The 26331-nt window shown below is 63.3% G+C and carries 20 protein-coding genes; 2 read left to right on the forward strand and 18 right to left on the reverse strand.

Annotated features, from left to right (window positions below; genetic code table 11):
• Positions 1 to 185: 185 nt before the first annotated feature.
• The 4 genes from JHL16_RS26380 to JHL16_RS26395 form a co-directional block, all read right to left on the reverse strand.
• The gene (locus tag JHL16_RS26380; protein ID WP_200187875.1) at positions 186 to 3443 is read right to left on the reverse strand and encodes an autotransporter outer membrane beta-barrel domain-containing protein; all 3258 of its coding nucleotides are present in this window, start codon (positions 3441 to 3443) and stop codon (positions 186 to 188) included.
• A gap of 162 nt (positions 3444 to 3605) precedes the next feature.
• Positions 3606 to 4676 carry an ABC transporter ATP-binding protein gene (locus tag JHL16_RS26385; RefSeq protein WP_200187876.1) on the reverse strand — a complete coding sequence of 357 codons (1071 nt, stop codon included), beginning with the start codon at positions 4674 to 4676 and terminating at the stop codon, positions 3606 to 3608.
• Entirely contained in the window at positions 4673 to 6847 is a 2175-nt protein-coding gene (locus tag JHL16_RS26390; RefSeq protein WP_200187877.1) for an ABC transporter permease, read from the reverse strand. The genes JHL16_RS26385 and JHL16_RS26390 overlap by 4 nt, the downstream gene beginning before the upstream one ends.
• 49 nt (positions 6848 to 6896) lie before the next feature.
• The gene (locus tag JHL16_RS26395; RefSeq protein WP_200187878.1) at positions 6897 to 7928 is read right to left on the reverse strand and encodes an ABC transporter substrate-binding protein; all 1032 of its coding nucleotides are present in this window, start codon (positions 7926 to 7928) and stop codon (positions 6897 to 6899) included.
• Positions 7929 to 8166: 238 nt separating this feature from the next.
• On the opposite strand from JHL16_RS26395, the gene JHL16_RS26400 reads away from it, so the two are divergent.
• Positions 8167 to 8958: an inositol monophosphatase family protein gene (locus JHL16_RS26400; RefSeq protein ID WP_200187879.1), complete on the forward strand. Its 792-nt coding sequence runs from the start codon at positions 8167 to 8169 to the stop codon at positions 8956 to 8958.
• On the opposite strand, the gene JHL16_RS26405 is transcribed toward JHL16_RS26400, so the two are convergent.
• Positions 8959 to 10107 (reverse strand): polysaccharide biosynthesis/export family protein, encoded by a 1149-nt coding sequence (locus JHL16_RS26405; RefSeq protein WP_200187880.1) that lies wholly within the window; start codon positions 10105 to 10107, stop codon positions 8959 to 8961. It abuts the gene before it with no gap.
• Positions 10108 to 10458: 351 nt separating this feature from the next.
• Between JHL16_RS26405 and JHL16_RS26410 the strand changes: the two genes are divergently transcribed.
• Complete coding sequence (locus JHL16_RS26410; RefSeq protein ID WP_200187881.1) at positions 10459 to 10950, forward strand: ureidoglycolate lyase; 492 nt, start codon at positions 10459 to 10461, stop codon at positions 10948 to 10950.
• Between the two features lie 157 nt (positions 10951 to 11107).
• On the opposite strand, the gene JHL16_RS26415 is transcribed toward JHL16_RS26410, so the two are convergent.
• The 13 genes from JHL16_RS26415 to JHL16_RS26475 all read right to left on the reverse strand — a co-directional run bounded on the left by JHL16_RS26415 (position 11108) and on the right by JHL16_RS26475 (position 26285).
• The gene (locus JHL16_RS26415) at positions 11108 to 11680 is read right to left on the reverse strand and encodes a transposase (RefSeq protein WP_200187882.1); all 573 of its coding nucleotides are present in this window, start codon (positions 11678 to 11680) and stop codon (positions 11108 to 11110) included.
• A gap of 11 nt (positions 11681 to 11691) precedes the next feature.
• Positions 11692 to 12606 (reverse strand): allantoinase PuuE, encoded by a 915-nt coding sequence (puuE, locus tag JHL16_RS26420; protein WP_200187883.1) that lies wholly within the window; start codon positions 12604 to 12606, stop codon positions 11692 to 11694.
• Between the two features lies 1 nt (position 12607).
• Positions 12608 to 13897 (reverse strand): guanine deaminase, encoded by a 1290-nt coding sequence (gene guaD, locus JHL16_RS26425; RefSeq protein WP_200187884.1) that lies wholly within the window; start codon positions 13895 to 13897, stop codon positions 12608 to 12610.
• Positions 13894 to 14391 carry a 2-oxo-4-hydroxy-4-carboxy-5-ureidoimidazoline decarboxylase gene (gene uraD / locus JHL16_RS26430; protein ID WP_246771178.1) on the reverse strand — a complete coding sequence of 166 codons (498 nt, stop codon included), beginning with the start codon at positions 14389 to 14391 and terminating at the stop codon, positions 13894 to 13896. The genes guaD and uraD overlap by 4 nt, the downstream gene beginning before the upstream one ends.
• On the reverse strand, positions 14388 to 15569 hold the full coding sequence (locus tag JHL16_RS26435; RefSeq protein WP_200187885.1) for a urate hydroxylase PuuD: 1182 nt from the start codon (positions 15567 to 15569) through the stop codon (positions 14388 to 14390). Before JHL16_RS26435 ends, uraD begins: the two co-directional genes overlap by 4 nt.
• Positions 15570 to 15764: 195 nt before the next feature.
• Positions 15765 to 16835, reverse strand: a complete 1071-nt coding sequence (locus JHL16_RS26440) for a BMP family ABC transporter substrate-binding protein (RefSeq protein WP_200187886.1) — start codon at positions 16833 to 16835, stop codon at positions 15765 to 15767.
• Between the two features lie 33 nt (positions 16836 to 16868).
• Entirely contained in the window at positions 16869 to 17744 is an 876-nt protein-coding gene (locus JHL16_RS26445; RefSeq protein WP_200187887.1) for an ABC transporter permease, read from the reverse strand.
• A 5-nt stretch (positions 17745 to 17749) separates the two neighbouring features.
• Positions 17750 to 18835 (reverse strand): ABC transporter permease, encoded by a 1086-nt coding sequence (locus tag JHL16_RS26450; RefSeq protein WP_200187888.1) that lies wholly within the window; start codon positions 18833 to 18835, stop codon positions 17750 to 17752.
• A complete protein-coding gene (locus JHL16_RS26455) occupies positions 18819 to 20372 on the reverse strand; it encodes an ATP-binding cassette domain-containing protein (protein ID WP_200187889.1) in 1554 nt (517 codons plus the stop codon). Before JHL16_RS26455 ends, JHL16_RS26450 begins: the two co-directional genes overlap by 17 nt.
• Entirely contained in the window at positions 20369 to 21496 is a 1128-nt protein-coding gene (xdhC, locus tag JHL16_RS26460; protein ID WP_200187890.1) for a xanthine dehydrogenase accessory protein XdhC, read from the reverse strand. The genes JHL16_RS26455 and xdhC overlap by 4 nt, the downstream gene beginning before the upstream one ends.
• Complete coding sequence (gene xdhB / locus JHL16_RS26465) at positions 21493 to 23805, reverse strand: xanthine dehydrogenase molybdopterin binding subunit (RefSeq protein WP_200187891.1); 2313 nt, start codon at positions 23803 to 23805, stop codon at positions 21493 to 21495. Before xdhB ends, xdhC begins: the two co-directional genes overlap by 4 nt.
• Positions 23795 to 25273: a xanthine dehydrogenase small subunit gene (gene xdhA, locus JHL16_RS26470; RefSeq protein WP_200187892.1), complete on the reverse strand. Its 1479-nt coding sequence runs from the start codon at positions 25271 to 25273 to the stop codon at positions 23795 to 23797. Before xdhA ends, xdhB begins: the two co-directional genes overlap by 11 nt.
• An 85-nt stretch (positions 25274 to 25358) precedes the next feature.
• On the reverse strand, positions 25359 to 26285 hold the full coding sequence (locus JHL16_RS26475) for a LysR family transcriptional regulator (RefSeq protein ID WP_200187893.1): 927 nt from the start codon (positions 26283 to 26285) through the stop codon (positions 25359 to 25361).
• Positions 26286 to 26331 lie beyond the last annotated feature (46 nt).

The raw sequence follows: 26331 nt of genomic DNA on the forward strand, positions 1-26331 counted from the left end.
GCAGCAATGGGGAGGGTGAGGGGCCTCGCTGCGATTAGCCCCGTCATCAGACAGAATGAAATTGCTGAAATTGAACGAGGGGAGCTCCTCCTGAAGCAGGCCCCTCACCCTTCCCGCCGCTCCGCGGCGGGCCCCTACCCTCTCCCCGCTGCGCTACGCTTGCAGGGCGAGGGTTGAGTCATCACCTACCACGCGTAGCGCAGCCCCGCGCTGGCGCTGAGCGCGTCGAAGTCCTCGGCGAACTGCCAGCTGCCGCGCAGGAAGCTCGACCAGCCTTCAGGGCTCGTCACGGCGAAGCCCACCGATACATCGCCGAAGGTCCCGACCGTATCATCCGACACGCCGGCCGCCGCGAAATCGGGCGCCAGGATCGTCGCGCCGTTGCTGCCGTTGAACTCCTGCCAGACGCTCGCGGTGAGGTCGGAAGCATAGATCAGCGCGTTGCCGCCGGTGAATTCGTGACCGAGACGGGCGCCGAGCCTTCCCCTGACGCTCGTCTCGTCGTCGAACTCGACCGCGCCGCCCAATATATCGTCGATATCGTCGATCTCGGTATGGAGGAGGGCCAGCGAGGCTTGCGGCTCGACGAAGAGGCCATGATCGAGGCCGATCTTGTAACCGGCATCGATCTGGCCGCCGAGATTGAAGCCCTTGGTGTCGGCCTTGCCGGTGCCCGGCGCCAGATCATCAGCGTCGATGTCGATCGACAGGAAATCCGCCTTCACCGTCAGATCGGCATAGAAGGCCTGGTTCAGATAGGTCGCATAGGCGCCGATGCTCGGGCCTTCATAGTCCCATTTGCTGCTGGTCGACTTGAATTTGAGATCGGAGGTCAGGTAGCCGCCGAAAATGCCGAACAGCACCGTCTCGCCCGGACCTTCGAGGTCCATGCCGACATCGAGGCCGGCGAGGCCGCCAATGATCGTCTGGCGGCGGTCGAGCGTAATCCCGTTCTCCTCGGCATCGCGTTCGAGATAGGCGCCGAGCGCCTTGAACCAGAAACCCGGCATCGCACGTCCGGCGGCGGTGGGCGCCACCGGCTCGCTGAAGTCGGCGACCGGCGTCACCTGCGTTCCGGTGATCGTCGCGCGCAGATCGGCCTGGCGCTGCAGCAGCGTCCCCATCGACTGGAACCAGACATCCTGCGCGGCGGTGAGGCCGCCGGCGAATTCATAGGCGCCGGCACCGAGACCGGAGCTGTAGAGCTCGAACAGATCGCCGTCCTCGGCATTGCGCCGCATGTCCCAGGCGAAGAGGCCCATATTGCGCGAGCCTTCGTCGAGCGTGAAATCACCGCCGCTGGAATCGCCAATGACTTCGGCCACCGTGATGCCTTCGCTGTTCGCCCCGATAGCACCGGTCGCCTTGACGGAAACCTTGGTCACACCGCCGAGCGTGCCATTGATGATCAGCCTGTCCGCCTTGCCGCCTTCGGCCAAATCGGCATCGATCACGAGCTTGCCACCCGTGCCGTTGAACGTCACATCGCCGGTGACCTCGAGCACATCGCCGGACTGACCGTCCGAGAGGGAGATCGCCCCTGCATTGTTGAAGACTTCGAGCCCGTCGATCGTGGTCGTCTCGTCACTTTCCGCATCAGAGGCGGTGATCAGGATGCCACGGTTGTTCAGCGTGTCGTCGCCGTCGCCAAATGTCGTGATGTCGTCTTCATCATCCCCCGCCCCGACCGTCCAGCTTCCATTGTTGCTGAACACGTCGTCATATGTACCGAACACGACCCTGCCGATGATGCGACCGTTATTGGCGAGCGTCGTGCGGCCATCGATCGTCTTAATTGCGAGATCACCGGCCGCGCCGGAAATGTTGCGCACCGTGCCGAAATTCGTGATCGCGATCGCTTGGCCCGAGCCGGATGACGCCTCGATCCCGGCATAGGCGCCCTGCACCAGTCCCGGGGTACCGATAACGATATTCGTTTCACCACCGCGAAAATTCTCGGTGTAGATACCACTGCCAGAATCGCGGCCCGTGACCTCGCCATTGACGAAAACGTTGACGCTACCCGCGCCATAATCCTTGGCCATGATGCCGCGGTGATTTGCGCTAATGACGCTGCCCGCGCCGGTCGCGACGGTCAAGTCGCCGCCCTCTGTGCTCCAGTTGAGGGCGACAACGCCGGCGAGTCCGTACTCCGAGATGACCGTGCCATCGACGGCGATGTCGAGATTGCCGGTGCCGAAATTGGTGGCATCGATGCCGTTATAGTCGGCCCTGACCGTGCTCTCGGCGCCGACGGTGATCTTGAGGTCACCGCTGCCATAATAGTTGAACGCGTATATGCCATGATAACGCTCGCTCGTGACATCGCCGTTGACCGTGATGTCGAGGTTGCCGCGGCCATAGTTCGAGGCGGAAATCCCGTTACCCCCGTTGTAATCTTCGTCCATCATCGCGACGATCTCACTCCCCACGGCCGTGACGATCGTTATATTGTTGCTATTCCCGGAGTTTACCGCACGAACGGCGGTGCTGGATTGGCCCGTGACGCGGCCGGCGACGGTGATCAGGAGATCGCCGGTGCCATTGTTCTCGGCTCTGATGCCGCGACTGGTTCCCTCTATCTCGCTATCCGCGCCCACGGTGATCGTCAGGTTCCGGCTGAACTGCGAATTGACGGCAAACACGCCATCTTTTCCGGTGACCTTGCCATCGACGGTGATACTGAGATCGCTGCCGAGACCAAAATTATTGGCTTCGATGCCGCGGTCGCCGCCGCTGACTTCGCTTCCCGCACCTGTGGTGATGGTCAGATTGCCGCCCTCGGGCGTATTATGTGCGACGATGCCGTCGCCAAGTGTTCCGGTGACCTTACCATTGGCGATGATCTCCGTGTCGCCGCCGCCGAAATCGCGGACGTCGATCCCGTCATTGTTGCCGGTGATTTCGCTTCCCGCACCGGTGGTGACGGTCACTTTGCCGTCAGTGCCGGCATTATAGGCGTAGATGCCATCGCCATTGGTCGCCGTGACCTTGCCATCGGCGGTGATCGAGATATCACCGCCGCCATAATTCATGGCCTTGATGCCATTGCGCCCGCCGGTCACGTCTCCATTGGTCGAGATCGTGATTGCCGCCGGGTTCCCACCAGCACCGCCTTGCGAATAGGCGATGATGCCGGCGCCTGTTCCGCCCTTGATCGTCGAGGCATTGGTGTCGGTGAACTGGATATGGCCAAAGCCGTTGATATGGACGCCATCTCCGGCCGCATCGACACTGAAGCCGGGCGCCGTCGAGACATTGGCGTTGTCGACATTGACGATCGTGACGGTCGCCGCATTGGCGCCGCTGCACAGGATCGTCGAAGAGCCCGGCGCGGCCGGATCACAGGCGGCATAGGCCTGTCGGCCATAACCGAAGAACGGCGCAACGGTGAGAATCGTCGTCACAGCCAGATGACGGCGGAAAAGGTTCTTCGATTTCATAGTGTCGCCCAGTCGTGCCCCAGAGATCGTTCAGGGATAGGCCCGGGCCGGATACAGGGTCAACGAAAAATCAGGTGATCCGTTTTAATTCAACCACAGCGGGCATCACGAACGCCATTCTGGATTGAATCGACGTGACATAACCCTACGGAAGATTATGTGTTACGGACGCGCGACCAAAGCCAGCTGGCTCGTATCGAGTTCCATCTGGACATGCGCGCCGGCGGCGAAACGTTTGCCGACCGGCTGGGTCACGAAGATCGGCTGGCCGGCGGCCTCGAGCGTATATTCCCAATGCGAGCCCAGATAGGTGGCGCGCGCCACCTTTGCCGGCAATGTTCCCGTCTTGCCGGTCTCGCCGTCCAGCGTCACACCGCTCGGCCGGATGACCAGAAAGACCTTGTCGCCGGTGATGCCGGTGTTGCGCAGCACGAGCTTCGTCAGGCCCAGTGCGACCGTAACACCGGTCTGGTCGCGCGCGACGATCTCGGCCGGCACCAGATTGGCGCTGCCGATGAAATCGGCAACGAAAGCGTCGGCCGGGCGCTCATAAAGGTCGGCGGGCGTTCCCTGCTGGGCGATGCGGCCCTTGTTCATCACCACGATCTTGTCGGAGACGGCGAGCGCCTCTTCCTGGTCATGCGTCACATAAACAGCGGTGAGACCGAGCTTGAGCTGGATCTCGCGAATATCCTCGCGCATCTTGCGCCGCAATTTCGCGTCGAGATTGGACAGAGGCTCGTCGAAGAGCAAAACCTGCGGCTCGAGAACGAGGGCGCGCGCCACCGCGACGCGCTGCTGCTGGCCGCCCGACAGTTCCGACGGCAGGCGCTCGTCATAACCGGCAAGGCCCACCAGCGCCAGGCCTTCACGCGCTTTGGCCTTCTGCGCGTCGCGCGACAGCTCGGATTCACGCAAGCCATAGGAGACGTTTTCCATCACGGTCATATGCGGGAACAGCGCGTAGGACTGGAACACCATGCTGACATCGCGCTCATTGGGCGGCAGCAGCGTGACATCCTTCCCGCCGATGACGACGCGGCCGGAGCTCGGCGCCTCGAGCCCGGCGATCATCCGCAACGTCGTGGTCTTGCCGCAGCCCGAGGGCCCGAGCAAGGTAACCAGCGTGCCCGGCTCGATCAGGAGATCGACAGTGTCGACCGCCGCCACGGCGCCGAATTTCTTGGTGACGGCTTCGAGTTTGACCGCCGCCGAGCGGCCTTCGATGCTCATGTCGTAGCGCCTCCCATTCCCAAAGCGGCCGGCGCCGCACGCCGCGCGGCGCGGCGGCTCTCACCCACGCCCAATTGGATCACCCCGATCACCAGCAGCATGAAGACGATGAGCACCGAGCTGTAGGCGATGGCGACACCAAAGTCCGAGACTTCGACCCGCCCCACAATATAGGCGGTGGCAAGGTTATATTGCGCGCTGACCAGGAAGATGACGGCGCTCACCGAGGTGATGGCGCGCACGAAAGCATAGACCAGCGACGCGACGATGGCGGGTCTGAGCAAGGGCAGCACGACGCGCCTTATGGTGGCGAAGCTGCCATGGCGCAGCATCAGGGAGCATTCATCGAGGCTCTTGTCGATCTGCGCCATGGTGGCGAGGCCGGCGCGGATCGACACCGGCATGTTGCGGAAGACGAAGCAGATGATGAGGATCAGGCCGGTGCCGGTCAATTCGATCGGCGGCACATTGAAGGCCAGGATATAGCTCACGCCGATCACGGTGCCCGGAATGGCGAAGCTCAGCATGGTGATGAATTCGAATGCCGACTGGCCGATGAAGCGCTGGCGGTTGAGGAGATAAGCGGTAAGAAGGCCGATGATCGCGGTGATAGGGGCGGCGATGGCCGCGAGCTCTACTGTAATGAAGAAGGATGGCCAGGCGCGGCCGCTCCACAGGATGCCGTGATCGGTCCAATCGATGCCGAAAGCGGTGATGTAATGCTGAAGCGTCGGCCGGTTGTCGATGCCAAGCGACTTCACGAAACCGCCGACCAGGATGATGCCGTACAGCAGGATCGTGAAAGCGAGCCAGGGCAACGTCGTCCAATAGACGAGCCGTCTCACGCCATCGGGCAGAGACGCCGGCAGGCCGGAATCGCCCTTGCCGGAAATCGTCGTATAGACCTTCTTGCCGATCCATTGCCGCTGCAGGACGAAGGCGGACAAAGTGAGGAACAGAAGCGCTATAGACAGCGCCGAGGCATGGCCCGGATCGTTCTGGGACCCGACGATGGCGAAGAAAATGTCGGTCGAGAGCACGTCGAAATTGCCGCCAAGCACCAGCGGATTGCCGAAATCGGCGAGGCTTTCGACAAAGCCGATGAGGAACGCATTGGCAAGGCCCGGCCGCATCAAAGGCCAGGTCACGGTCTTGAAGGTGCGCCAGCGGTCCGCGCGCAAAGTGCGCGCCGCTTCTTCCATCGATGGGCTGATGCCATCGACGACGCCAATCAGCACCAGATAGGCGATCGGCGTGAAGGCCAGTGTCTGCACCAGGACGAGGCCGAAGAAGCCATAGATCCAGCGGCTCGGCGGAACGCCCAGGAATTCGCTCATCATCCAGGTGGCGATGCCATTGCGCCCGAAGAGCAGGATGATGCCGAGGCCAATCACGAAGGGCGGCGTGATGATGGGCAATATCGCGAGCAGCCGGAGCAGCCCTTTGGCGCGGAACTGGGTGCGCTTGTGGAGAAGCGCAAAGCCCAGGCCGAGCAAGGTGGTGAGCAGCCCGACCACGATGGCGAGGAGCAGGCTGTTCCAGGTGACGGCCCAGATATCCGGGTTGAGAAGCCGCCCGATGAGCGCGCTTACGCCATAGGCGCCGTCGGCGTCGCGTGCCGCTTCGATGAGGATCAGCGCCACCGGATAAAATACGAAGAGCCCGATCGAAGCGACGACAGCGGCGATGGAGGAGACGAGGAAGACATCGCCACGCATGAAGCCCTTGAGCGCCAGGCCGGCCGACAGCAAAAGGAGGAAGGCACTGCCGACGATGAAGGCGCCACCGCCGAGCCCCATTTGCGGTGCCACTGGTCCGAACAGACCTTCGAGCGCGGCGATATTCCAGCCCTTGAGGCCGATCGCGAAACCTTGCAGCAACAGATAAGCGAGGCCCAATCCGCCGCACCAGGCGATGACGCGTGCGTGCGGGCCGCGCCAGACGTCGATCAAGGCGATGATCAGCAGAAGCGGCAGCGGCCAGAGCCAGATGCGCCCGTGCAGCAGCGCCTGGACAATGCCCGATGCATTGGCCGCTTCGGTCGGCGCGCCAAGCCAGGTGAAGGACCAGAAGCCATTGGCGATACCGTACCAGGGCAGCGCCACGAAGCCGAGAGCGGCGACGATGACGATCTGCAGGATGAAACGCGATTGCCGGGTGAGCGCGGGCATGGCGGGCGCGGGAGGGCCGGCGGTCAGTTCCGTCGGCCCTCCCTGTCAGCTATTTCGCGCCGATTTCCTTGTCCCAGCGGCTCAGCAGGCGCTTGCGCTCCGCCGATGAACCGAATTTGGCGAAGTCGTAATCGATCAGCTTGATGTCGGCCATCTTCGGCGCCTGATCGGGGATCGGCGCCGCCTTGTTGGACGGGTTCTGATAGGAATTCGCCTGCGCGCCGAGCTTCTGCGCGTCGGGTGTCAGCGCCCAATCATACCATTTTTTGGCGTTCTCCATATTGGGCGCACCCTTGATGATGCTCATCGAGCCGATCTCGAAGCCGGTGCCCTCGCAAGGCGACACGTTCTTGATCGGTGCGTTGGAGGTGATGCTCGGCGTCACGACATCGTGCTGGAAGGCGATGCCGATCAAGGTCTCGCCGCGCGCCGCGGCCTGCGCCGGGGCGGCGCCCGATTTCGTATATTGATTGATGTTCTCAGCGAGCGCCTTCAGATATTTGAACGCCTCCTCCTCGCCCATGATCTGCACCAAAGTGGCAATGAACGTATAGGCGGTGCCGGAGGAATTGGGATTGGCGACCTGCACCTCGCCCTTGAATTCCGGTTTGATCAGATCGGCCCAGCATTTGGGCGCTTCGAGCTTCTTCTGCTCGAGGAGCTCGGTATTGTAGCCATAGCCGAGCGCACCCAGATAAATGCCGACGGTGCGTTTTTTCGCCGTCTCATGCTGCTTGACGGCCCAGTCGTGAAGTTCAGCCAGCTTGGGTGAGTCATACTCCTCGGTGAGCCCTTCCTCGGCTGCCTGGAGATGCGGGTCGCCGGTGCCGCCCCACCAGATGTCGCCCTTGGGATTCGCCGCTTCCGCCTTCACCTGCGCGAAGGTCTCGCCCGAGCTCTTGCGGGTCATGGCGACGGTGATACCGGTCGCCTTCTGGAACTCGTTCACCATCAGCTGGCACCATTCCTCCTGGACCGAGCAATAGACGGTGAGATTGCCCTCCGCGCGGGCGCCTGTGGACAAGGCCAAAGCGGCCAAGGCGGCAATAGACGCAACAAGACTTCTGGCTGATAACTTCATACATTCCTCCCAGTTGCCAGTTTGCTCCAGTTCCTGGAGCCGGCTGCCTTTGACGGATTATGACAGTTGTGTGACAGCTTGGACCAAGGGGAAAGTCTTGGCAAGCGCGTGATCAGGAAAAGTGGATTCCGGTTTTCCGTCCGATCACGCGCTAGACTTAAGAATCTCGATCACGTTCATCAATTCAGGTCGAATCGACCTGAATTGATCGTGATCTACCAAAAATTTAGGAGGTTCCGTGGAAACGGATGAGATCGAGATCAGATTTTGGGCGGCGCAAGCTGTGGCGCGCGATGCGGGGCGGCTGGCGGCGGAGGCCTATCACCGGCGCGCGGAGCTCGATATCGAGCGTAAAGGCACCCAGGATCTGGTGAGCGAGGCCGATCGCGCCTGCGAGGACAGGATCGTCGGGACGCTGCAGCACCTCTTTCCGGAAGACGGCTTCTTGGGCGAGGAGCGCGGCGCCAAGAATACCTCCGCCAAGGCGGTCTGGATCATCGACCCGATCGACGGCACCGCCAATTTCCTGCGCGGCATTCCGCTCTGGTGTGTATCGCTCGGCCTTCTCGCCGACGGCGAATTCGTGATCGGGGTGATCTATAATCCGGTGACCGAGGAGCTCTATGCGGCGCGGCGCGGCAAGGGCGCCACGCTCAACGGCCGGAAGATCGACGTCAGTCCGGCAAAGTCGTTGGAAGAGTCACGGCTCGGCATCGGCTACAGCTATCGCCGCCCACCGGGTCCGCATGCCGAGGCCGTCAAAGTGCTGCTCGATGCCCATTGCGAATATAGCCGCCTCGGCTCAGGCGCGCTCGGCCTCGCTTTCACCGCCGATGGCCGGCTCGAGGGCTATTGGGAATCCCATATCAATGCCTGGGACGTCGCCGCCGGCCTCTGCATCGTCAAGGAAGCCGGCGGTCGCGTGAGTGACTTTCTGAGCGGCGATGGGCTCACCGAGGGCAATGAAGTCCTGGTGAGCACTCCGCATCTCTATCCGACCTTCAGCACTCTTTTGAAAGTCAGGTCGTAATCACAGGGCATTTACGGTTGTCACCGTGCGCACCGCCGCTCCCGGCGGTGATATGGCGGCGCCCAAGAGTCCTAAGAACTTCTGCAGCGACACGGTCGAGGCGTCGGCCACATAGATCACATCACGATCCTGCATGGCGATCGACTGGGCGAAGAAATACTGGTTCGGGTCCTTGAGATTGAGCCGGTAGATCACCGGCACCTGACCGCCCGACGCCGTCACCGGCTCGCTGGCGAAACGCTCCGCCACCGAACGATTCTCGAAGCGGAACAGGAACACGCCCGACGCGTCGGCGCGGATATCGGAAAGGCCCGAGGCCTTGCCGACCGCCTCGAGCAGATTGAGATTGCCGGTGCCGAATTCGAGATTGCCCTTGCGCTCGACGGCGCCGAAAGCCGTGTAGGTTCTAGGCTTGCGCTCGATGCTGATCTGGTCGCCCGGTCGCATATAGATGTTGTCGGCGGGCGTCTCGATGACGTGATCGAGATATGAGGTGGCGATCTCGCCGCGCCGCGTGATGTTCACCACCGTCTCATAGGGCGGATAGGACGAGCCGCCGGAACCGGCGATGACGTCGAGCAGGGAATCGCCGCGCAGGCTCAAAGGATAAAGGCCGGCCTTGCCGACACCGCCCGTCACGGTCACGACGGAGGCGACCTTCTCCTTGCGCGCGACATGCACTTGCGGCTCGACCGCCTTGGTTTCGAGCGCTTTGGTGATGGCCGCACCCAAGCTCTGCGGCGTGCGGCCGGCTGCCTTGATGGTGCCGGCATAGGGAATCGAGATCGTGCCGCGGCTGCTCACCTCGATATCGGGAATGGTGCCGCGATCGGCACTGTTGGTGCTGGCGAAGACGCCGGTCTGATCGGCTTCCCAGATGGTGACGGACAACACGTCGCCGGGGCCGATCGTTTCGGCGCGCATCGGCTTGCCCTTGCCGAAACGATCGCCGAAGCTCTGGCCGCCATGACGCGACAGATATTCGGCGACGGGACGGCTGACATTGACCAGCGAGAAACCGGCGGTGTTCTTCTCGAGATAGGCTTTCTCGATCTGCTTGCTTTGCGGGCCTTCACTCGGCAGCGCCGCACAGCCGGTCAACGCAACGGTGAGCATGGCCGACAGGACCACGGAATTTTTCGGACGCATTACTTAGTCTTCCCCTCGATTGGTGAACGATGAATCCACAGCGCCGCCCGTCCCTCAGGGCGCCCATCGGTTCCCCAACCCACCTAATTTGATATCATCACAACTGTGCGAGGACTAACGACAATTTCGTGGCGCGCGTTACGTCACCTCGTCACATTCTGACCACATCGACCGTCGCTCTCAATTTTTTCAAGCACTTGCTGATAGTGCCTAGGCATATGCTGAAATTTCGGGCAGCACGAATTTCAATTGTCGTGGCGATGTTCGTTGCATGTCGGCCACAGTTTATGAACGCTCTGTCCTTGCGAGAACCCGGTTTGCTTTCCCGGCGTTAGAGGTTAATTTGCGGCCATGACGAGTCTCAAAATAGAACCCCTCACCCGTTCTGCCTTCGCGTCCTTCGGCGATGTCATCGAGATGGCGGATGCGCAGCACTATCCGATCAACGAAGGCTTCACCGAACGCTTCCACGATCTGGCGCGAATCGATACCGGTACGGAAGGCGGCGAAACCATCGTCAGCCTGTTCCGCAGCCAACCGCGCGTCTTTCCGCTTGCGATCACCTTCGTCGAGCGCCACCCGCTTGGAAGCCAGGCCTTCTATCCTCTCCAGAACCGCGACTGGCTCATTGTCGTCGCGGAAGCAGGCGAGCCCCCCAGTGCCAGGACACTCCGGGCCTTCCGCGCCACCGGCCGGCAGGGCATCAACTATGCCCGCAATGCCTGGCACTTCCCGCTGCTGGTCCTCGATCGCGACAGCGACTTCCTGGTCGTCGACCGCAAAGGGCCCGGCAACAATCTCGAGGAAGTGACGCTGCCGGGGGCGGTCATTTTGACGATTTAAGTGATTAGACTTCGTCTCCCCTCACCCTGAGGTGCGAGCGCAGCGAGCCTCGAAGGGTCTGCCGCCGCATCCTCGCTCTATCCTGATGTATGCTTCGAGGGCCGCTTCGCGGCCACCTCAGCATGAGGGTAGTTGAGAGGGAGTTCCCTTCCCACGCCTACCAGCGCGCCTTGCGGCCGCGTTTTTTAGGCGTGAGCGAGCGGCCGAGCTCGTATTCGACTCTCGCATAGAAGTCGGCGTCGCCGGCGGGACGGCCGGTGCGCGTCGCGGCGCGGATCACCTGCATCTGGCGGTCATCGGCGGGCGCGTTGAAATCCCGGTCGCCTAAAAACCACTTCCAGTCCGACGGTGCGCCCACCAGCCCGGCACGCACCGGGTTGAAGCTCAGATAAGCGAGCGCCGCTCTGGCATGCGCCGGATCGAGCGGGCAGGAAAGATAACGCCCGCGCCACAGGCCTTGCGCGCCCAGCCCCTTGTAGCGGGCATAGAGCCGGCGCGTCTCGCCGAGCATGCGGGCCAGTGCGTCACTGGTGGACGGAATGGCGATCAGATGCACGTGGTCCGGCATCAGGCAGGCCGAGACGAGCCTGGCACCTCTGAGATTGCGCGTGAGCATGTCGCCATATTCGGCATAGTCGCCGTCGTCGCTGAAGAGCTTCAGGCCCGGGCGCGCCCGCTGCACCACATGATGCGGCACATCCGGGATGACGATGCGGGCGAGCCTGGCCATTCAAGCTTCGGTCATGAGGGTGGAAACTGCTCGTGCCAGTGGCGCGCAATATCGATGCGGCGCGGCACCCACACTTTATCATGGCTTTGCACATAATCGAGGAAGCGCTCCAACGCCAGGGCTCGGCCAGGCCGGCCGATCAGGCGGCAATGCAGGCCGACCGACATCATCTTGGGCGAGCCGCGGCGGCCCTCCTCATAGAGGCAGTCGAAGCTGTCTTTCAGATAGGTATAGAACTGGTCACCGCTGTTGAACCCCTGCGGCGTGGCGAAGCGCATGTCATTGGCATCGAGCGTATAGGGAATGATGAGATGCTGGCCGCCCTGCGGCCGCTCGACCCAATAAGGCAGATCATCGGCATAGGCGTCGGAGGAATAGAGGAAGCCGCCCTCCTCCATCACCAGCCGCGTCGTATTGACCGAGCAGCGCCCGGTGTACCAGCCGAGCGGGCGTTCGCCGGTGATTTCCTTATGGATGCGGATCGCTTCCATCAGATGAGCGCGCTCATCGGCTTCCGAATAATCCTTGTATTCGATCCATTTGAGGCCGTGGCTGGCGATCTCCCATTGGGCCTCCTGCATCGCCTGGGTCTGCTCGGGCGAACGCTGCAGCGCGGTGGCGACGCCATAGATGGTGAGCGGGATCTTGCGTCCGGTGAACATGCGCCACAGCCGCCAGAAGCCGGCGCGCGCGCCATATTCATAGATCGATTCCATGTTCCAGTGGCGCTGGCCCGGCCAAGCCTGGGCGCCGACGATCTCGGACAGGAAAGCTTCCGAAGCGGCATCGCCATGGAGCACGCAATTCTCGCCGCCCTCTTCGTAATTGAGCACGAACTGCACGGCGACATGGGCGCCGCCCGGCCATTTCGGATCGGGAATGGCGCGGCCATAACCTTTCATGTCGCGGGGATAGAGACTGGTCATGTCACTCACTTCTTTCATGTAACTTGCGTCCGGCGACATAGGTCGCGCGGATGGCGCGGTCGTCGCCCAGGATCGCCAGAGCGAACAGCATATCCTCGAGCGATTGCGAAAGCTCCTGGCGGCTCGCCAGGACATCGGTCGCCTTGGGATCGATCACCACGATATCCGCCCACTTGCCGTCATCGAGCGATCCCACCTCATCGGTAAGACGTAGCCTTTCCGCATTGCCGCGCGTCGCCAGATGGAACAGCTCGAAAGCGGTCGGGCGATACCCTGCGAGCATTTGTACCTTATAGGCGGCACCCAAAGTCGCGAGCATCGAATAGCTGGTGCCGCCGCCGACATCGGTGCCGAGCGCCAGCCTGACGGGGCGTTCCGGCTTGCCGAGATGGCCCATGCTCATCAGGCCAGAGCCCAAGAACATGTTCGAGGTCGGGCAATGCGCGACGATCGATCCTGTCTCCGACAGGCGTGCGCATTCGCGCTCGGAGAGATGGACACCATGAGCAAAAAGACTGCGGTCGCTCAGCAGGCCGAAACGGTCATAGACGTCGGTATAATCCTTGTCGTTCGGATACAGCGCGCGGATGCGGGCGACTTCGCCCGTGCTTTCCGACAGATGCGTCTGCATCAGCGTATCGGGCAGCGACTGCATCAGCTCGCCCGCGACCCGCAATTGCGCTTCCGAGGAGGTGACGGCGAAACGCGGCGAGACGACATAACGCAGACGATCGCGGCGGTGCCATTTCTGATAAAGCGCCTCGCTGTCGCGGGCACCCGCCTCCGGCGTGTCGCGCACGGCCTGCGGCACATCGCGGTCCATCATGGTCTTGCCGGTCATGATGGCCATGCGCCGCGTCCCGGCGGCGGCGAACAGCGCCTCGGCGCAGGATTTGTGCACCGAGGAGAAGACCATCGCCGACGTGGTACCGTTGGTGACGAGGCGGTCGAGGAATTTCTCGGCCGCCGCCGCGGCATAGGCGGCGTCGCCGTAACGCGACTCCTCCGGGAAGGTGAAACGGTTGAGCCAGTCGAGCAGATCCTTGCCCGGCGCGGCCAGCATGCGATATTGCGGGAAGTGGATATGGGCGTCGATGAAGCCGGGCAGGATCAGGCAGTCGTCATAGTCGTCGACCGGTGCCGCGCGCCAGGCTTCCGGCAGCGCCCGGCGGGCGCCGCGCCACAGAATGCGCCCATCATCACCGATCACCACGGCGCCTTGCGGCTCATGCAGGTAATCGGCGGTGGTCGCGCCAAAGGTCAGCACCGCGCCGGTGACGATGCGGGTCATGCCGATATCCTGTCTTCGAGGCGGAAGCGGAAGATACGGGCGATCTGGGTCAGTGCGGTTTCGAACTCCACTTCCGCGCTGTTGCCGAGGCGCTCGTCGAAGGCGTCGAGAATCTGGTCCTTGGTGGCGCCCTTCACGGCGAAGATGAAGGGGAAGCCGAAGCGTGTTTTGTAGGCATCGTTCAGCCTGGTGAAGCGGGCGAATTCGTCCGGCGTCAGCCGGTCGAGCCCGGCGCCCGCCTGCTCGCTCGTCGAATCCTGGGTGAGCTTCGCTTTGGTCGCGAGATCAGGATGAGCACGGATGAGCGCCAGCTGCGCCTCCCGCGGCGCGGCGCGCATCGCCGCGGCGAATGCGGTGATGACATCCTCACGTGTCGCGAAAGGGCGCCTCTCCCAGGCGCCTTCCGCCACCCAGGGCGAATGCTCGGCCACATCGCCGAACGCGCCTAAGAACGCGTAGAGCGGCATGATGTTGATATCGTCGAGCGCGGTCATTGCGCGCCGATCCAGGCGCCCAATTTGGCACGGTCGTCATCCGTCATGCCGGTCTCATTGCCGAGCGGCATGGATTTGTTGCGCACTGCCTGGGCCTCGATCTGGCTGGCATAACGGCGCAATTCGTCGAGCGTCTCGAGGGCCACACCCTTGGGCGCCTCCTTGAAGCCGGCATGAGTGGGCTTCACCGCATGGCACATGGTGCAATGCTTGACCGTGATGGCCTGGACCTCCTGGTCGGAAACGACAAGGCCTTCGCCGATCCGCGCTTTCGGCTGGGTCAGCCACAAAGCGGCAGCGAGTGCGCCGAAGATGATCGGGATCGTCCAGGCGATCTCCGCGATGTCGTCGCCCACTTCATGGCGCACCAGGAAATGGCGCAAGGACGCGCCGCCGATGACGATCAGCCCGACCAGGATCCAGGACTGCGGGTGATTGGTGATCATCGGATAGTGGTTGCTGATCATCATTAAGAGGACCGGCAAGGTCAGATAGGTATTGTGCAGCGAGCGCTGCTTGCCGGTGATGCCGAATTTCGGATCGGGCGCCTCGCCGCGCAACAGCGCCGCGGTGATCTTCCTCTGATTGGGGATGATCACCGCGAAGACATTGGCCGCCATCATGGTGCCGATGAAGGCGCCGATATGGATGAGGGCGCCGCGTCCCGAGAATACATGCGTGAAGCCGTAAGCGGCGATCAGGATCAGCGCGAAGACGGCGAGCGCCAGCAGGCCCGGGCGATGCACCAGCGGCGACCGGCAGAGACCATCATAGATGAACCAGCCGGCGGCGAGGCCCGCCAGTGAAATCGCGATCGCCTGCCAGGGCGTGAGCACCAAAACCGAAGGATCGATCAGGAAGGTCGTCGCATTGAAATAGAACTGGACGATGAGCAGCAGGAAGCCGGTCAGCCAGGTGAGATAAGCCTCCCATTTGAACCAGATGAGGTCGGGCGGCATGTCGGCGGGCGCCACCGAATATTTCTGGACATGATAGAAGCCGCCGCCATGCACTTCCCAGGCCTCGCCATAGACGCCGGCCGGCAATCCAGTGCGGCGCTTCAGCGAAAAATCGAGCGCCACGAAATAGAAGGACGTGCCGATCCACGCAATGCCGGCGATCATATGCGCCCAGCGCAGCAGGAGATTGAGCCAGTCGGCGATGAAAGGATCGAGCATTATGAAGATCTTCGCTTGGGCCGTTCCACGACCCTCACCCTGAGGTGCGAGCGCAGCGAGCCTCGAAGGGTGTCTTGCAGCATACGCAACTCATCCTGATGGATGCTTCGAGGGCCGCTACGCGGCCACCTCAGCATGAGGGTCTCGGAAAGATCCGGACATCGGCCGTACCGATGTCCGGCTGTTGTTGACCGCCTACTGCGGCAGCTTGTCGTCTACGCCTTTGACGAACCAGTTCATCCCGAGGATGTCGCCATCGCCGAGCGGCTTGCCGGCTTCGCCGATGGTCGAGCCGTCCTGCTTGGTGATCGGGCCGGTGAAGGGATGGAGCTTGCCGCTCTTGATCGCATCCTCGGTCTCGGTCGCCATCTTCACGACGTCATCCGGCAGATTGGTGAGCGGCGACATATGCACCGTGCCTTCCGCCATGCCATCCCAGGAGGACTGCGACTTCCAGGTGCCGTCGAGCACATCCTTCACGCGGCGGACATAGTATGGCGCCCAGTTGTCGACGATCGCCGTATATTGCGCCTTGGGAGCGAATTTGATCATGTCGGACGCCTGGCCGAAGCCATGCTTGCCCTGCTCCTCGGCGACCTGCAGCGGTGCCGTCGAGTCGGTGTGCTGGACCATGATGTCGGCGCCCTGGCTGAACAGCACCTTGGCGGCGTCGGCTTCCTTGCCGGGATCATACCAGGAATTGATCCAGACGATCTTGACCTTGAAATCGGGATTGACCGACTGGGCGCCCAGCATGAAGGCGTTGATGCCGGCGACGACTTCCGGGATCGGCACCGAGACGATGTAGCCCGCCACGCCCGACTTCGACATCTTGGCGGCGATCTGGCCGATCACATAGCGGCCTTCGTGGAACTTGGCGTTGTAGGTGGTGACATTCGGCGCGGTTTTGAAACCGGTCGCGTGCTCGAATTTCACATCGGGGAATTTCTTCGCCACTTTCAGCGTCGGCTCCATGAAGCCGAAAGAGGTGGTGAAGATGATAGCGCAGCCGTCACGCGCCAGGCGCTCGATGGCGCGCTCGGAATCGGCTTCCGGCACGTTTTCGACGAACACCGTCTGCACCTTGTCGCCGAGCTCCTTCTCGACCGCGAGCCGGCCCTGATTGTGCTGATAGGTCCAGCCGAAATCGCCGATGGCGCCGACATAGAGCCAGCAGGCCTTGAGCTTTTCCTGGGCCGAGGCGGAGGCCGCCGACATGCCCAGCGCCACGGCCAGGACCGCGGCACTCATCATCAGTTTCTTCATGGGGTTCTCCTTACTCCCTGTAGCATTTGCGGTTCATCGATCAGGCACGAATGGCTGCCCAAGACAGGCCGGCGCATTGCTGCGCGTCAGCCGCTGGCTCGCCGAAATCAGGACGAGGGCCAATATGGTGGCAATATAAGGCAGGCTCAGCAAGAGCTGCGAGGGAATGCCGAGCGCGAAGGTCTGCACCGTGTAAGCGAGAATATAGACGGCGCCGAAGAGATAGGCGCCCACCACCACGCGCCAGGGCAGCCAGGACGAAAAGACGACCAGCGCCAGCGCGATCCAGCCGCGCCCGGCCGTCATGTTCTCGACCCATTGCGGCGTGTAGGCGAGCGAGAGATAGCCGCCGGCGAGGCCTGAGCAGGCGCCGCCGAACAGCACGCACGCATAACGCACCAGGATGACGCGATACCCCAGCGCATGCGCCGACGCGTGGCTGTCACCGACGGCGCGGATGACGAGGCCGATCTTGGTGCGGAAGAGCACATAGGAGACCGCCGCCACCAGGATGAAGGAGACCGGGATCAATATGTCGATGCCGAGCCACTTGGGCAAACGCACGCCAGGCTCGCCGACGAAGGACTCGCCCAGGAGTCCAGAGAGGCCGAGGCCGAGCAGTGTCAGCGACAGTCCCGTCGCCACCTGATTGGTCACCAGCGTCAAGGTGAGAAAGCCGAAGAGCAGCGCCATCGCCATGCCGGCCAGGATCGCCGCGAGAATGCCGAGATAGGGATTACCCGAAAGAAGGCCGGCGCCGAAGCCCGCGACCGCGCCCATCACCATCATGCCCTCGACGCCGAGATTGAGGACGCCCGAGCGCTCGGTCACCAATTCGCCGAGCGCCGCCAGCAGCAAGGGCGTCGCGGCGGTGACGATGGTGAGGAGGATGGCGGTGGCGGCATCCATCTTTGTCACTCCGCCGGCTGGACCGTGGCTGAGACCTGCGTCTTCAGCCAGCGGAAGCGATAAAGGATGAGCGTGTCGCAGGCGAGAATATAGAACAGCAAGATGCCCTGGAACACTTTGGCGATGCGGTCGGACAGGCCGAGGGAGACCTGCGCCGCCTCGCCGCCCAGATAGCTCAGCGCCAGCATCAGGCCGGCGAAGATCGCGCCGATCGGGTTGAGCCGGCCCAGGAACGCGACGATGATGGCCGTGAAGCCGTAACCCGGCGAAATCTGCGGCTGCAACTGCGCCACCACGCTCGCCACTTCGGTGATGCCGGCGAGACCGGCGAGACCGCCCGACAGCAGGAAGCAGAACATGATCGTGCGCGGGCGCGAGAAGCCGGCGAAGCGCCCGGCGCGGGGCGCATTGCCGCTGACGCGGATCTCGAAACCCTTCAGCATGCGCGCCATCACGAAAGCGAGGATGAGGGCGGCGACGAGCGCAAATAAAGCGCCCAGATGGATGGAGCCCGACAGCATCGGCAGCAATTGCCAGCCGTCGAAGGTGATCGTCTTGGGGAAGTTGAAGCCCTGTGGATCGCGCCAGGGGCCGCGCACCAGCCAGTCGAGCAGCAACTGCGCCACATAGACCAGCATCAGCGAGGTCAGGATCTCGTTGGCATTGAAGCGCGTCTTGAGCCAGGCCGGGATCGCCGCCCAGCCCATGCCGCCGGCAATGCCGAAGAGCAGCATGGTGATGAGGGTGAGCGGCGACTGCCAGGCCGGGAACAGCACCGGGATCATGCCGCCGAAGATCGCGCCCATGGTGAACTGGCCCTCGGCGCCGATATTCCACACATTGGCGGTGTAGCAGACGGCGAGACCGACGCCGATCAGCACCAGAGGCGTCGCCTTCACGATCAACTGCTCGACCGACCACATCAGCGTCAGGGGCTCGACGAAATAGACATAAAGCCCGTGCAGAGGATCGATGCCGCGGATGGCGAAAAGCACGGCGCCGGTGATGAGCGTCAGCGCGATGGCGATGACCGGCGACAGCAGCGCCATGCGGGTGGAGCGCTCGGCGCGCTTCTCAAGCACGAGCGGCATGGCGTTCCTCCTTCACCTCATGCTCGCCCGCCATCAGGAGGCCGATCTTCTCGGCCGTGAGATCGGACGCCGGATAGGCTTCCGACAGCTGGCCGCGCGATATGACGGCGATGCGGTCGGCGATCTCGAAGATCTCGTCGAGATCCTGGCTGATGACGAGAACCGCAGCACCTCCACGCGCCAGATCGACCAGCGCCTGGCGGATGGTGGCGGCCGCGCCGGCATCGACACCCCAGGTCGGCTGGTTGACGATGAGCACCGCCGGGTTGCGGTCGAGCTCGCGGCCGACGACGAATTTCTGCAAATTACCGCCCGACAGAGCACGCGCTTCCGGGTCGGGCTTGCCTTTGCGGACATCGAAGGACTTGATGACGCGCTCGCTCACGCCGAGCGCCGCGTCGCGCCCGATGGTTCCCGATTTGGTGAGGTTCTTGTCGGACGCGTAACGCGTCAGGATCACATTCTCGGACAAACGGAAGGCCGGCACGGCGCCGTGGCCCAGGCGTTCCTCCGGCACGAAAGCGGCACCCATCTTGCGGCGCTCGGTGATGCCGCGCCGGCCGCAGGGCTTGCCGTCGATGACCAGCGCCTCTTCGCGTGCCAGAAGCTTCTCGCCCGATATCGCATCGAACAGCTCCGACTGGCCGTTACCGGCGACACCGGCGATCGCCACGACCTCGCCGCCCGCGACCGCAAGCGAGATGTCGCGCAGGCTGACGCCGAAGGGACCGTCCTGCTTCAGCGCGACCTTGTCGAGCACGAGGCGGGGCTTGCCGGATTGCGACTTCGCCTTGGCCCGCACGACATGGATGTCGCCGCCGACCATGAGACGGGCGAGCGACGCCGCCGTCTCCTGGCGCGGATCGACACAGGCGACGACCTTGCCCTGGCGCAAGATGGTGGCCGACTGGCACAGGCGTTTCACCTCTTCGAGGCGGTGCGAAATGTAGAGAATGGAGCAGCCTTCCTTGGCCAGTCTTTCGAGAACGAGAAAGAGTTGGTCGGCTTCCTGCGGGGTCAAGACCGCGGTCGGCTCGTCCATGATAAGGAGCTTCGGCTCCTGCAACAGGCAGCGGATGATCTCGATGCGCTGGCGCTCGCCGACGGAGAGATCGCCGACAATGGCGGAAGGCTCGAGCGGCAGGCCATATTCCTTGGAGATGCGTGAGATCTTCTGCGACAGCGCCGCGATGTCGAAAGCACCCGGCAGCGCCAGCGCGATATTCTCGGCGACGCTCAGCGCCTCGAACAGCGAGAAATGCTGGAACACCATGCCGATGCCGAGCTTGCGGGCGGCCGCGGGCGACGCGATGGTGACCGGCGCACCATGCCAGCGCAATTCGCCGGCGGTCGGCTGCAGCGCGCCATAGATGATCTTGACGAGCGTCGACTTGCCGGCGCCGTTCTCGCCCAGCAACGCGTGGATCTCGCTGGGACGCACGAACAGCGAAACATCGTCATTGGCGCGCAAGGACCCGAAGGTCTTCACAATGTGAAGCGCCTCAAGAAGATGGTTCTTGCCGCCGTTATCCGTCACCCGCCCTGGCCCTTTTTTGCAGCCATTCTAGAGGGTGTTCGGGCCTGAAAGCCAGGAATTCGCCCGGTTCTCAACATCTCATCCCGTTCCAGAAGCTCGGCCACGGTGGCGGCGGCGATGATGGCGGGCTCCTTGGAGGTGATGCCGGCCACGCCGATCGGGCATTTGAAGGCGGCGAAACCCGCATCCGGGACACCCGCCTGGCGCAAACGGCTCAGGAATCGGGCTCTTTTGCTGGCGCTGCCAATGAGCCCGACATAGGGAAAACGCTTATCCCGAAGCGCCTTGTCGATGATCGCCAGATCCAGCGCATGGCTGTGGGTCATGACCAAAAGGAAACTATCACGGGGCGCCGCGGCGAGCTCGGCCAAGGGATCACGCGCCTCGACCGGGGTGACATTGGCCGGCATCGCGGCAGGGAACGAATCGGGCCGCGGATCGATCCAACGGATGGCGAAAGGCAAGGGTGCCAGCGCCAGGACCAGCGCCCGGCCGACATGACCGGCGCCGTAGAGATAAAGCGGCCGCTGCGTTTCGCCGAAGGATTCGATCAGGCTTCCGACTTCGGCCAATTTTCCCCCTCTCCCGTCCGCAGGATGGGAGAGGGTGGTCGAAGGCCGGGTGAGGGCTCTTTGATCGACCATAACTGTTTCAGAAGAGCCCTCATCCGCCCTGTCGGGCACCTTCTCCCATTGCTGCGCAACGGGAGAAGGGGAATTAACTGAGATGATACGTCTCTCGACATGATCCCTTTCCAGCCGGCCGGTTGTCCTGAACACTCCTGCCGCTTCCGCCGCCGCGAGCTCCCTGATCTCCGCGAGCACCGATGGATCGAAGATCTCGGTCAGCAATTCCACCCGGCCGCCGCAGCATTGGCCGAGCTCCGGGCCCAGCACATGGCGGCTCACCGACATGGCGCGGCCGGACTTCATCATCCTTTGAGCTTCGGCAAGCGCGCGCCATTCGAGCGCGCCGCCGCCGATCGTGCCATGGAAACCGCGCGGCGTCAGGATCAGGCGGGCGCCCTCCTCACGTGGCGCTGAGCCTTCGACACGATAGACCGACACCATGGCGCAGGGCTCACCAGCTTCGAGCGATTTCGCTATGTGAGCCCAGACCTTCATGCGGACATCGCCTTTACCGCCTTCAAAATCGCCTCCGGGGTCGCCGGCGCCTCCAGAGGCGGCGCCGTTCCGGGTTTGAGGGCGGCGATCGCATCGGTGATCGCCGAAAAAACCGACAGGGCCAGCATCAAAGGCGGCTCGCCCACCGCCTTCGAGCGGTAGATCGTATTGGCCAAGTTGCCGGGCGAGGCGAACAGCTTCACGCGGAAATCCGCCGGCACGTCGGAGGCGCATGGGATCTTATAGGTCGAGGGCGCATGAGTGCGTAAACGGCCCTCTTTGTCGAAAACCAGCTCCTCGGTGGTGAGCCAGCCCATGCCCTGGACGAAGCCGCCTTCGATCTGGCCGAGATCGATCGCCGGATTGAGCGAGCGCCCGACATCGTGAAGAATATCGACGCGGTCGACCCGCATCTCGCCGGTCAGCGTATCGATGGTCACTTCCGAGCAGGACGCGCCATAGGCGAAATAGAAGAACGGCTTGCCCTTCACCTTGTCGCGGTTCCAGGTGATGTTGGGCGTCGCATAGAAACCCGTCGCCGACAATTGAATGCGCGCCTGATGGGCACGCTTCGCCAGCTCGCCGAGGCTCATGCTCTGATTGGCGATGATCACCCGCCCCTTCTCGAAGCGGATCTGATCGGGCGCCACCTGCCATTCGCGCTCGGCGAAAGCGATGAGCCGCTTCTTGATCTGGGACGCCGCCTCCTTCGCCGCCATGCCGTTCAGATCGGAGCCCGACGAGGCGGCGGTCGGCGAGGTGTTGGGCACTTTGCCGGTCGTCGTGGCGGTGATCTTCACGCGATCCGGCGTGATGCCGAATTCCTCGGCCACCACTTGCGCCACCTTGATATAGAGCCCCTGCCCCATCTCGGTGCCGCCATGGTTCAGATGCACCGAGCCGTCGGTATAGAGATGGACGAGCGCGCCCGCCTGGTTGAGATGGATCAGCGTGAAGGAGATGCCGAATTTGACCGGCGTCAGCGCCAGGCCCTTTTTGAGGATGCGGTTCTTCGCGTTGAAGTCCTTGATCGCTTCGCGGCGCGCATAATAGTCGCTGGTCTTTTCGAGCTCGGCCACGACTTCAGCGATGATGTTGTCGGTGACCTTCATGCCGTAAGGCGTGCGGTCGCGCTTCGGCCCGTAGAAATTGCGCTTGCGCACATGGAGCGGGTCGAGCGCCAACCGGTGCGCGATGGCGTCCATCATCCGCTCGGCCAGCATCATGCCCTGCGGGCCGCCGAAGCCGCGAAAGGCGGTGTTCGACACGGTGTTGGTGCGCAGGCGCCGCGATTCGATGCTGACCGCCGGATAATAATAGGCATTGTCGGAATGGAACATCGCGCGGTCATTGACGCCGAGCGACAGATCGGCCGAATAGCCGCAACGCGACAGGAGGCTCGCGTCGACCGCCGTCAGGCGGCCGGTCTTGTCGAAGGCGGCATCGTAGTCGATGCGCATGTCATGGCGCTTGCCGGTCATGATCATGTCGTCGTCGCGGTCGAGACGGCATTTCACCGGCCGGCCGGTTTTATGGGCGCCGAGTGCGGCGAGCGCCGCCCATTGCGCCGCCTGGCTTTCCTTGCCGCCGAAGCCACCGCCCATGCGCCGGCATTCGCAGGTGACGAAGGCATCGGCCACGCCCAGCATCTTGGCGACGCAATGCTGCACCTCGCTCGGATGCTGGGTCGAGGAATAGACGGTCATGCCGCCCGCTTCTTCCGGCATGGCGAAAGCCACCTGGCCCTCGAGATAGAAATGCTCCTGGCCGCCGACGTGGAAACTGTCGGAGAGGCGCATTTTCGCGGCCGCGATCCGTTTTTCGGGCTCGCCGCGGCGGAACTCGTAGGGCGGCAGCACGTCCGGCGTGCCCTGCTCCAGTGCATCCTCGACGGTGATCGCGGCGGGGTCCTTGGCGATTTCGATCCTGGCGCGCCTGGCCGCGCGGCGCGCCTGATCATGTGTCCCGGCCACCACCGCGAAGACGACCTGGCCGTGGAACAGGATCTCGTCCTCGGCGAAGATCGGATCGTCGCCCATCGCCGGACTGCAATCATTGACGCCCGGAATATCGGCCGCGGTCAACACCGCAACGACACCCGGAGAGTTACGCACCGCATCGAGGTCACACCGCGTGATCCGGCCTTTTGCGCCTTCGCTTGCATAACCCGGCGCCACATGCAGCGTGCCTTCGGGCTCGCGCATGTCGTCGATATAGATCGCCCGGCCCTGGACATGCAGCGCGGCGCTGTCATGGGCGAGCGCCAGGCCCACCGTCTCGGTCGTGAAACGTTTGACCTCAGCCGGCATCGACGAGCTCCCTGACGCCGGTCACCCGCGTGTTGCGTGTCGCTTCACCGGAGATTTCGGTCAGCGCCTTGATGAACAGCGCACGTGCCGTCTGCATCCGGTAATCTGCGCTGGCGCGATGATCGCCGATCGGCTGGAAATCCTCGGACAGACAGTCGGCCGCCTGGTTCCAGCCCGCCGCATCATCGAGCGAGAGATTCTGCACCGCGGCCTCGGTCTTCGCCGCCCGCTTCGGCGTCGCCGCCATGCCGCCATAAGCGATGCGTGCCGAGGCGATCCTGCGGCCATCGAGCGTGAATTTGAAAGCGGCCAGCACCGAGGAAATATCCTGGTCGAAACGTTTGGTGATCTTGTAGCAGCGGAAGGCTTCGTCGCGCTTGAGCTTGGGAACGCGCACGGAAGCGACGATCTCGCCCGGCGCCCGGTCCTGCTTGCCATAAGCGATGAAGAAATCCTCCAACGCGACCGCCCGGGTCACCGTGCCTTTGCGCAATTCGAGCTCGCTGCCGAGCGCGATCAAGGCCGGCGGCGTGTCGCCGATCGGCGAGCCATTGGCGATATTGCCGCCGACGGTGCCGGACGCGCGTACCTGCTTGGAGCCGATGCGGCGCAGAAGCTCGGCGAGATCGGGATCGATCGACCCCAGCGCGCGCTCGGCCTCGGCATAGGTCACGGCGGCGCCGAGCGTTACGGCATCGGCCGTTTCCGCGACCCGGCACAGTGAGCGCATACGGCCCAGATGAATGATCTTGCCGATGTCGCGCAGTTGCTTGGTGATCCACAGGCCGACATCGGTGGCGCCCGACAGCAGCACCGCGTCGGGATGTTTTTCGGTCAACTGCGCCAGCGCTTCGTCGCTCGCCGGAGCGGCGAAGAAGCCGTTGTCGTCGCCGATGAAGAGATCGCTGCCGTCGTCCAATCCGGCCAACGTCTTCTCCGTCTCGCCACGAGCCTTCGACCAGGCATCGTCCGGCCGGCCGGTACAGCTCGCGAGCGCCGCTTCGACGATCGGGCGGTAGCCGGTGCAACGGCAGAGATTGCCGGCCAGTTGATCGACGACGACCTGGCGGTCCGCCGCGACGCCCGACTGGTAGAGCGCGAATAGGCTCATCACGAAGCCCGGCGTGCAGAAGCCGCATTGCGAGCCGTGGCTGTCGACCATCGCCTGCTGGATCGGATGCAGCCGGCCGCCTTGCGACAGGTCATCGACGGTCACCACTTCCTTACCGTCGACCTGGCCCAGCAGCAGGATGCAGGCATTGACCGGCTCATAAACGAGGCGGCCGTCCTTCAGGGAGCCGAGGCTCACCGTGCAGGCGCCGCAATCACCTTCGCCGCAGCCTTCCTTGGTGCCGCGCGAGGCCTCTTCGAGCCGGAGATAATCGAGCAAGGTGCGCATGGGCGCCATGACGGTGAGCTCGACGACCTCACCGCGGCGAAGAAATCTGATCCTGTTCCGCCCCGTCATGCTTTTCTTTTATCCATTATGTCCCCGAATAAACTAGCACCGGCGCCGTGTACGAAAAAGGATAATAAACATTACAGGCTGTGCGCTATTTTCGCACCTTCCCGCCGCCGGCGAAGTGGCGCACCGCGATATCGAGGAAGGCGCCGGCCGCGAGCCCGGCGGCACTTCCCGGCCGGTGCACGATGGTCAGCCGGTCGGGCGGAATACGGCGATTGGCCAAGGGCACGAAAATGAGCGTGCCGTCGGCGATCTCCTGCTCGATGCCGATCGGCGTCTGGAAGGCGATGCAGCGGCCGCGTCTTGCCAGCGCCGCCATCAGCCGCAGCGAATTGCATTCGATGGCATTGGGCGGCGGCTTCTTCGCCGCGCCCAGCAGCTTGTCGAGAATGACCCTGAGGCTCAGGCCCTTGGCCGGCCACGCCACCGGATAATCGAGGCAATGGGCGAAGAGCAGCTTGCGCTCGCGGGCCAGCGGATGGTCGCGCCGCATCACGGCGCCGAGCGGCATGTCGCGGGTGAGGCGCACCTCCAGCCCGTCGAGCGTCGCCGGATTGAAGGTGAAGCCGATATCGGCGTCATGGCTGCGCACCAGGTCGGTCACCGCATCGGAGCCCGCCACCGTCACCGTGATCTCGATGCCCGGATGGTCGGCGGCGAACCGCGCCAGGAGATCGGGCAAGGCCGAGACAGATATGCTTTCGACGGTGGCGATGCGGATGCGGCCGCGCTTCAGCCCGCGCAAGGCATCGAGATGGTCGAGCGTCGTCTCATGGCCCTGCATGGCGGTCTTGAGGCCGGCGAGCAGGATCTCGCCCGCCGCCGACAGTTTCAGGCTGCGGCCGCGCCGCTCGAACAAGGCAAAATTGAACTGCCGCTCGAGGAGGATGATCTGCCGGCTTATCGCCGAGGCCGCGACATTCAGCGTGAGCGAGGCGCCGCGCACCGATCCCGCTTCCGCCACCGCCGCGAAATAGCGGTAGCCGGTGGTGAGCAGCGAATCGGGGCGCATCATCGCATCTCTCTAAGGAGCAAATCCTTATCGCCAAAGTCTTCAACTT

This window comes from Taklimakanibacter albus (genome assembly GCF_016595235.1).
GTDB lineage: Bacteria > Pseudomonadota > Alphaproteobacteria > Rhizobiales > Aestuariivirgaceae > Taklimakanibacter > Taklimakanibacter albus.

Bases quoted from the DNA above. Each gene is read 5' to 3' on its own strand.
- guaD (WP_200187884.1), bottom strand. From the start codon at position 13,897: ATGACCCGCATCGTCACCGGCGCGGTGCTGACCTTTGGCGCGACCACC.
- JHL16_RS26395 (WP_200187878.1), bottom strand. From the start codon at position 7,928: ATGAAGTTATCAGCCAGAAGTCTTGTTGCGTCTATTGCCGCCTTGGCC.
- JHL16_RS26475 (WP_200187893.1), bottom strand. From the start codon at position 26,285: ATGATGCGCCCCGATTCGCTGCTCACCACCGGCTACCGCTATTTCGCG.
- JHL16_RS26415 (WP_200187882.1), bottom strand. From the start codon at position 11,680: ATGGCCAGGCTCGCCCGCATCGTCATCCCGGATGTGCCGCATCATGTG.
- JHL16_RS26390 (WP_200187877.1), bottom strand. From the start codon at position 6,847: ATGCCCGCGCTCACCCGGCAATCGCGTTTCATCCTGCAGATCGTCATC.
- JHL16_RS26385 (WP_200187876.1), bottom strand. From the start codon at position 4,676: ATGAGCATCGAAGGCCGCTCGGCGGCGGTCAAACTCGAAGCCGTCACC.
- JHL16_RS26450 (WP_200187888.1), bottom strand. From the start codon at position 18,835: ATGCCGCTCGTGCTTGAGAAGCGCGCCGAGCGCTCCACCCGCATGGCG.
- xdhA (WP_200187892.1), bottom strand. From the start codon at position 25,273: ATGACGGGGCGGAACAGGATCAGATTTCTTCGCCGCGGTGAGGTCGTC.
- puuE (WP_200187883.1), bottom strand. From the start codon at position 12,606: ATGACCAGTCTCTATCCCCGCGACATGAAAGGTTATGGCCGCGCCATT.
- xdhB (WP_200187891.1), bottom strand. From the start codon at position 23,805: ATGCCGGCTGAGGTCAAACGTTTCACGACCGAGACGGTGGGCCTGGCG.
- JHL16_RS26440 (WP_200187886.1), bottom strand. From the start codon at position 16,835: ATGAAGAAACTGATGATGAGTGCCGCGGTCCTGGCCGTGGCGCTGGGC.
- JHL16_RS26410 (WP_200187881.1), top strand. From the start codon at position 10,459: ATGACGAGTCTCAAAATAGAACCCCTCACCCGTTCTGCCTTCGCGTCC.
- JHL16_RS26380 (WP_200187875.1), bottom strand. From the start codon at position 3,443: ATGAAATCGAAGAACCTTTTCCGCCGTCATCTGGCTGTGACGACGATT.
- xdhC (WP_200187890.1), bottom strand. From the start codon at position 21,496: ATGAAGGTCTGGGCTCACATAGCGAAATCGCTCGAAGCTGGTGAGCCC.
- JHL16_RS26445 (WP_200187887.1), bottom strand. From the start codon at position 17,744: ATGGATGCCGCCACCGCCATCCTCCTCACCATCGTCACCGCCGCGACG.
- uraD (WP_246771178.1), bottom strand. From the start codon at position 14,391: ATGACCGCGCTCGACGATATCAACATCATGCCGCTCTACGCGTTCTTA.
- JHL16_RS26405 (WP_200187880.1), bottom strand. From the start codon at position 10,107: ATGCGTCCGAAAAATTCCGTGGTCCTGTCGGCCATGCTCACCGTTGCG.
- JHL16_RS26435 (WP_200187885.1), bottom strand. From the start codon at position 15,569: ATGCTCGATCCTTTCATCGCCGACTGGCTCAATCTCCTGCTGCGCTGG.